This window comes from Ignavibacteria bacterium, assembly GCA_016873845.1.
In the GTDB taxonomy this organism is placed as follows: Bacteria; Bacteroidota; Ignavibacteria; order Ch128b; family Ch128b; genus JAHJVF01.
Genome location: VGVX01000099.1, coordinates 1 through 6,285, shown reverse-complemented (window position 1 = coordinate 6,285; position 6,285 = coordinate 1). Strand labels below are relative to the sequence as shown.

At 36.7% G+C, this 6,285-nt stretch carries 7 protein-coding genes and 1 tRNA gene; 4 read left to right on the top strand and 4 right to left on the bottom strand.

The annotated features are described in order from the left end of the window. Nucleotides 1-525 (top strand): slipin family protein (locus tag FJ213_12400; GenBank protein MBM4176952.1); only part of this gene is annotated, 525 nt, incomplete at its 5' end. Nucleotides 526-610: 85 nt separating this feature from the next. On the opposite strand, the gene FJ213_12395 is transcribed toward FJ213_12400, so the two are convergent. Then, nucleotides 611-1,660 (bottom strand): ATP-grasp domain-containing protein, encoded by a 1,050-nt coding sequence (locus FJ213_12395; protein MBM4176951.1) that lies wholly within the window; start codon nucleotides 1,658-1,660, stop codon nucleotides 611-613. Nucleotides 1,661-1,760: 100 nt separating this feature from the next. On the opposite strand from FJ213_12395, the gene FJ213_12390 reads away from it, so the two are divergent. Beyond that, nucleotides 1,761-1,836, top strand: a tRNA-Gly gene (locus tag FJ213_12390). 154 nt (nucleotides 1,837-1,990) lie between these two features. Here the strand turns inward: FJ213_12390 and groL are convergent. Together groL and FJ213_12380 are read right to left on the bottom strand one after the other, a co-directional pair. Then, nucleotides 1,991-3,622: a chaperonin GroEL gene (gene groL / locus FJ213_12385; protein ID MBM4176950.1), complete on the bottom strand. Its 1,632-nt coding sequence runs from the start codon at nucleotides 3,620-3,622 to the stop codon at nucleotides 1,991-1,993. 31 nt (nucleotides 3,623-3,653) lie between these two features. Beyond that, nucleotides 3,654-3,950, bottom strand: a complete 297-nt coding sequence (locus FJ213_12380) for a co-chaperone GroES (GenBank protein ID MBM4176949.1) — start codon at nucleotides 3,948-3,950, stop codon at nucleotides 3,654-3,656. Between the two features lie 205 nt (nucleotides 3,951-4,155). Between FJ213_12380 and FJ213_12375 the strand changes: the two genes are divergently transcribed. Both FJ213_12375 and FJ213_12370 read left to right on the top strand, forming a co-directional pair. Beyond that, nucleotides 4,156-4,929, top strand: a complete 774-nt coding sequence (locus FJ213_12375; protein ID MBM4176948.1) for a CPBP family intramembrane metalloprotease — start codon at nucleotides 4,156-4,158, stop codon at nucleotides 4,927-4,929. Then, a complete protein-coding gene (locus FJ213_12370) occupies nucleotides 4,929-5,645 on the top strand; it encodes a pyridoxine 5'-phosphate synthase (GenBank protein ID MBM4176947.1) in 717 nt (238 codons plus the stop codon). The genes FJ213_12375 and FJ213_12370 overlap by 1 nt, the downstream gene beginning before the upstream one ends. A 94-nt stretch (nucleotides 5,646-5,739) precedes the next feature. Here FJ213_12370 and FJ213_12365 read toward each other — a convergent pair whose 3' ends face one another. After that, complete coding sequence (locus FJ213_12365; GenBank protein ID MBM4176946.1) at nucleotides 5,740-6,033, bottom strand: helix-turn-helix domain-containing protein; 294 nt, start codon at nucleotides 6,031-6,033, stop codon at nucleotides 5,740-5,742. Between the last annotated feature and the right edge of the window lie 252 nt (nucleotides 6,034-6,285).

Below are 6,285 nucleotides of genomic sequence, written 5' to 3'. Positions count from 1 at the left end.
AATGCAGTTGTTTATTTCCGTGTAATTCAAGCCGAAAAGGCAATCGTGGAGGTAGAAGACTTTTTATTGGCGACTTCCCAGCTTTCGCAAACAACATTGCGCAGCGTTGTCGGGCAATCTCAACTTGATGAGCTTTTAGCCGAACGGGAAAAAATTAATCGTGAACTTCAAAAAATTATTGATCATCAAACCGAGCCATGGGGAATTAAGGTCTCCAATGTTGAAGTAAAACATGTCGATTTACCAATTGAAATGCAAAGGGCGATGGCGAAACAAGCCGAAGCAGAGCGCGAGAGAAGAGCAAAAGTGATTCACGCAGAAGGGGAATTTCAAGCAAGTAAAAAGCTTCGTGATGCCGCAGAAGTTATCAGCAGCGAACCGATGGCACTTCAATTAAGGTTTCTTCAGACTTTAACCGAGGTCGCCTCTGAAAAGAATTCAACAACTATATTCCCAATTCCGATCGATCTTGTAAAACCGTTCATTGATTTGGAAAATTCAAAAAGAAAAGTAAAGAAGAAATAGCAGCCAGTAAATGTTGTAATTCAAAAATCCAACTTTTGAGGTGATAATTCACTGAAAAAGTTGGATTTGTTCTTATTACTAGAATCTACGATTTTCGTGATAATGCAAGTTCAACAATTTTTACTAACATATCTTCATATTTGTAACCCGCTGTTTCAGCTGAACGCATAAATGCAACTCCTTCTGAAATATCAGGATTTGGATTAACCTCAAGAACATATGGGATATTTTTTTGTGATATCCGCATATCGACACGTGCGTAATCGCGGGCACCTATAATTCTAAATGAACTCACGGCAATCTCTTCTATTTTTTTCTTTAACCGTTTAGTAAGAGGAGCGGGGCAAATAGGATAAGTTTTATGGTAGGCTTCATGCAAGGGGTCCCATTTAGCTTCATAGCTGACGATGTTTTCAAGGTAGTCAGGCATTTCAGAAAAATCAGTCTCACTAATTGGCAGAACTTCTAATTCTTTATCACCAAAAATCGACGCATTTATTTCCCTTCCTTCAATAAATTCTTCAACTAAAGCGGGCTGTTTGAATTCATCTAGAATAAATTCGATCCTCTTTTTTAAGTCTTCATAATTTCTTACAACCGAAGCGTTTTCTATTCCGCTGCTTGCGTCTTCAAAAGGGGGTTTAACAATAAGAGGAAATTTCATCCCAACATTGTAATTCCGTTTCTTCTTCTTGATTTTTTTGAATTTAGGAGTTCGAATTTCATAGGAATTAAGCAAATGTTTAGTAAGAATTTTGTTCTGACATACAGAAAGAGCTAAAGGAGGTGCACCAGTATATGGAATTCCGACTAATTCAAAAAGCGCTGCAACGTTCATTTCTAACCTCGGGTCATCCGCAAAATGTTCAATGAAATTAAAAATTACATCTGGCTTATTCATACGAATGTTATGTATGAGTCTATTCAAATTATTGTTAATGTTCAATGCATAAGAATCATATCCAGCTTTTTTCAATTTTTCAGATACAATATTAAATTCTTCTTCTGGGGTCAAATCAGCCGTATCAAAGAATGCTTCGAAATCAAGTTTATGCTTACTAATATCCACGACATGTTCATAAACTTCCCCCTTTGGTTCGTTGAAGATAACTGCAACTTTTATTTTTGCATTCATAGTGAAATGATTTTCTCAAAGATTAATTAATAATGAAATAAACACACTTGAAAGATAAGTTTTTGTTTTCTAAGTTGCATATGAAAGAAAATCTTGATTTGCGGGTGTAGCTCAGTTGGTAGAGCATTAGCTTCCCAAGCTAAGGGTCGCGGGTCCGAATCCCGTCGCCCGCTCAATAAATTTAAAACTTTAAGGTTGTGAATATTAATTGCTGTCACTGACCAGTTGGCGACAGTAGCAAATGAATCCATCTGGAACCTTCAAGGATTTGCTTTAAAATAAAAATCCCGTCATGAAGACGGGATTTTCTTTTTCGAATTGGATTGAATTTTAATAATCCATTCCACCCATACCGCCTGGAGGCATTGATGGCATTGCAGGTTCTTTCTTCGGTTTTTCCACAACTACGGCTTCGGTTGTGATCAACATTGAGGCAACTGATGCTGCATTTTGTAATGCAGTCCTTGCAACTTTTGTTGGATCGATAACACCAGCAGCCATTAAGTTTTCGTAGACTTCGGTTGCTGCGTTAAAGCCGAAATCATCTTTTCCTTCTTTAACTTTTTGAACTACGACTGAACCTTCGACTCCGGCATTTTCAACAATGAATCTGATCGGTGCTTCGAGTGATTTCTTTACAATATCAACTCCGGTTTGTTGATCTTCATTAGCGGTCTTTACTTTTAAATCGATAATTGCTCTTAAATATGCAACTCCACCGCCAGGAATTACCCCTTCTTCGACAGCTGCACGAGTTGCATGGAGTGCATCCTCAACACGAGCTTTCTTCTCTTTCATTTCGATTTCAGTAGCTGCACCGACTTTTAATACTGCTACTCCGCCGGATAGTTTAGCTTGTCTTTCTTGTAATTTTTCTTTGTCATAATCTGAAGTGGTCTTTTCAATCTGGACTTTTATCTCATTGATTCGCTTCTTGATCTCATCTTTCTTTCCAGCACCCTCGACGATAGTAGTGTTATCTTTGTCGATAACAACTTTCTTTGCTTGACCTAAGTAAGAAAGCTGTGAATTCTCCAATTTGAATCCTTTTTCTTCGGAGATAACAGTTCCGTTTGTGAGAATTGCTATATCTTCCAGCATAGCTTTTCTTCTATCACCGAACCCAGGTGCTTTCACTGCACAAACTCTTAAAGTACCGCGTAATTTATTTACGACTAATGTTGCGAGTGCTTCACCTTCGAGTTCCTCTGCAATGATCAATAATGATTTACCTGATTGCGCAATCTTCTCAAGAATTGGAAGAAGGTCTTTCATTGCAGAAATTTTCTTATCGTGAATTAATAAATATGGATCTTCGAGAACTGCTTCCATGGAATCTGCATTTGTAACAAAGTAAGGTGAAAGATATCCACGATCGAATTGCATTCCTTCGACTACATCTAAAGTTGTTTCTGTACCTTTTGCTTCTTCAACTGTGATTACTCCATCTTTACCGACTTTATCCATTGCTTCTGCAATTATCTTTCCGACAGATTCATCATTGTTTGCAGAAATTGTACCGACTTGTGCAATCTCTTTGCTGCTCTCTACGGTCTTGCTCATCTTTTTCAGATTTTCAACTATACCTTCCACTGCAATATCGACTCCACGTTTCAAATCCATTGGATTTGCACCGGCAGTAACGTTTTTCAATCCTTCTTGATAAATTGCTTGAGCTAACACTGTTGCAGTAGTTGTTCCATCACCGGCAACATCACTTGTCTTTGATGCGACTTCGCGGACCATTTGAGCACCCATATTTTCAATGGGATCTTCAAGTTCGATTTCCTTAGCTACGGTTACACCATCTTTGGTAATGGTTGGCGCACCGAATTTCTTATCAATAACAACATTTCGTCCCTTTGGACCAAGGGTAACCTTAACAGCATTTGCAAGCTGGTCAACGCCTTTTTTAAGTTTAGTTCTTGCCTCAAGATTAAACTCAATTATTTTAGCTGACATATTTTAATCTCCTTAAATTAATTTTCAATTATTATAAAATTGCGAAAATGTCTGATTCACGCATGATCAAATACTCTTCGCCGTCAATTTTTATTTCCGTGCCAGAGTATTTTCCATAAAGCACTTGATCACCAACTTTAACTGACATTGGAATTGCTTTGCCGCTGTCTTCAGCAACTTTGCCCGCTCCGACAGCAACGATTTCTCCTTTTTGTGGTTTTTCTTGAGCTGTATCCGGTAAAAAGATTCCGCCTTTAGTGACTTCTTCAGCGGGGGAGGGTTTTACAATTACTCTATCAGATAGAGGTTTAATGGTTAATTTTGCCATATTTTTTCTCCTTTTTTAATAAAATTCTCAATTTATGTTATATGACTTAATGTTTAATTAGCACTCTTTAATAACGAGTGCTAATATAAAGAAATATTGCTTTCATGTCAAGCCGCTGAATTTTCACTCAAAGGTGACTTAGAAGGTAACTTAATTTAGAAATGTTTATTTTTATGCAGCAGAATGACGTGAGAATTTTACGTAAATGAAAAAAATACTTGACGAAGTCTATTCAGAACTAAAGAAGCTCGATAAAGATATCATCATTGTATTCCTCGCGACTACAATTTTAAACACTATCAATCACTATTATACCAGCAGAAGATTTTTCAGGATTGAATTATCACACCATTTCCAAAATTCTTTTTTTTTAAATCTGTATGAATATCTATATTGGTTTGTCGGCGATTTCACAGTACTTTTTATTCTGACGATTCTGTTGATCGTTTTTTTACATAAAAGAAAACTCTCAGAGTTTGGTATTACGATTGGAGACTATAAGCTTGGCTTAAAAATCACGTCAATAGTTGTATTAATATTTATGCCGATTCTTTGGTTCGTCAGCTCACTTGAAGGTTTTATCTCAACTCAGCCGCACTTGCAGCTAGCAAAATCTTATTGGAACATTTTTCTCTATTATGAATTTGGAATGCTAATTTACATGATCGGCTGGGAATTTATTTGGCGCGGATATATGTTGTTCGGACTTGAAAAAAAATTTGGCTACTATGCTGTATTCATTCAAATGATCCCATTTGTGATTTTGCACTTCGGGAAACCTGAGCTTGAAACATTCGGTGCGATTTTTGGTGCAATCGGATTAGGAATTTTAGCATTGAAAACCCGTTCATTTATATATTGCGTTTTGATTCACTACTTTATTATGTTGTCAATCGACTTAATTTCTGTAATTAGACACAGAACCGAAGTCTACGGAATTAGTTTCGATTCATTTATTGAATTAATTAAAAGGATTTAATAATGAGACTTTGTATAAATATTGATCATGTTGCTACTCTTCGGCAGGCGAGGGGAGAATTTGAACCCGATCCTGTAACTGCAGCAATGATATGTGAACTTGCCGGTGCTGATGGAATTGTTTGTCATCTCAGAGAAGACAGAAGGCATGTTAATGACCGTGATGTTAGATTACTTCGCGATATGGTAAAAACAAAACTCGATCTTGAAATGTCCACCAATGAAGAAATTGTGAAAATCGCTTGCGAAATAGGTCCCGATCTTGCAACGTTAGTTCCAGAAAAACGTCAAGAACTCACAACTGAAGGTGGATTAGATGTTATTTCAAATTTCAAGAAGGTTAAAGAGACAATCGATGAACTTCACAAACATGAGGTCGAAGTCAGCTTGTTTATTGATCCAATTCCAGACCATATCCAAAGTGCCGCGGACTTAGGTGCGGATTTTATTGAAATCCATACAGGTGATTATGCAAACGCAATAAGCGAAGAAGAAGCAATAGAAGAGTTGGAAAGAATACGTCAAGCGGCAAAACTTGGACGAAAACTCGATTTAGGAGTTAATGCCGGTCATGGTTTGAACTATTTAAACATTATTCCTTTTCGTGAGATCAAAGAAATAGAAGAAGTAAGCATTGGACATGCAATAATCGCAAAAGCAGTTTTTGTCGGACTTGAGAATGCAGTCAGAGAAATGATCCGGTTGATAAAAGCTTAACTTTAAAAAATGACCACTGAGAGCACTGAGAACACAAAGCGAAAACTGCATGAGTTTTTGTGTTTTAAGTGAGGTTATTGTTTTGAAAGATTTTTTATGAAAATGATGGTGTTACACCAGTATACTTTTTGAATGCAGATAGAAATGTAGTTCGATTTGCAAAGCCAACTTCCTTCGCTATTCCTTCAAAGTTGTAGACCTCTGCATCATGTCTGCTCGAAATCAAGTGTATCGCTCTTCTAATCCTGAAGTTTATCACGTATATACTATAATGTACACTATGAAGATGATCGATCACCTTAGAAAGATAATTTCTATTTATTTCAAGTGACTCTGCAAGACTATCTAAACTCAAATTTGGATCAAGATAAAGCTGTTTCTTATTCATTATCTCTTCTAAGTGTGAGTCGCGAGCTCTCGCATCATCACCGGGTCAAAATGTTCATGACTGTGATCACTCGGCTGTAAACTTATATGTTGAGAGTCAAAAACGTCGGAAGCCATTTTAGATTCAATAGGGTGCTTATCCTTTTTAGATTTGGCTCCTAAAGAACTCATTTCTGATCGAACTAAATCAATATTTTTTTTGATTAACAGCTTGTGAGACTTGTTCAGTCTTGAATAAAAAAATAAAATTAAT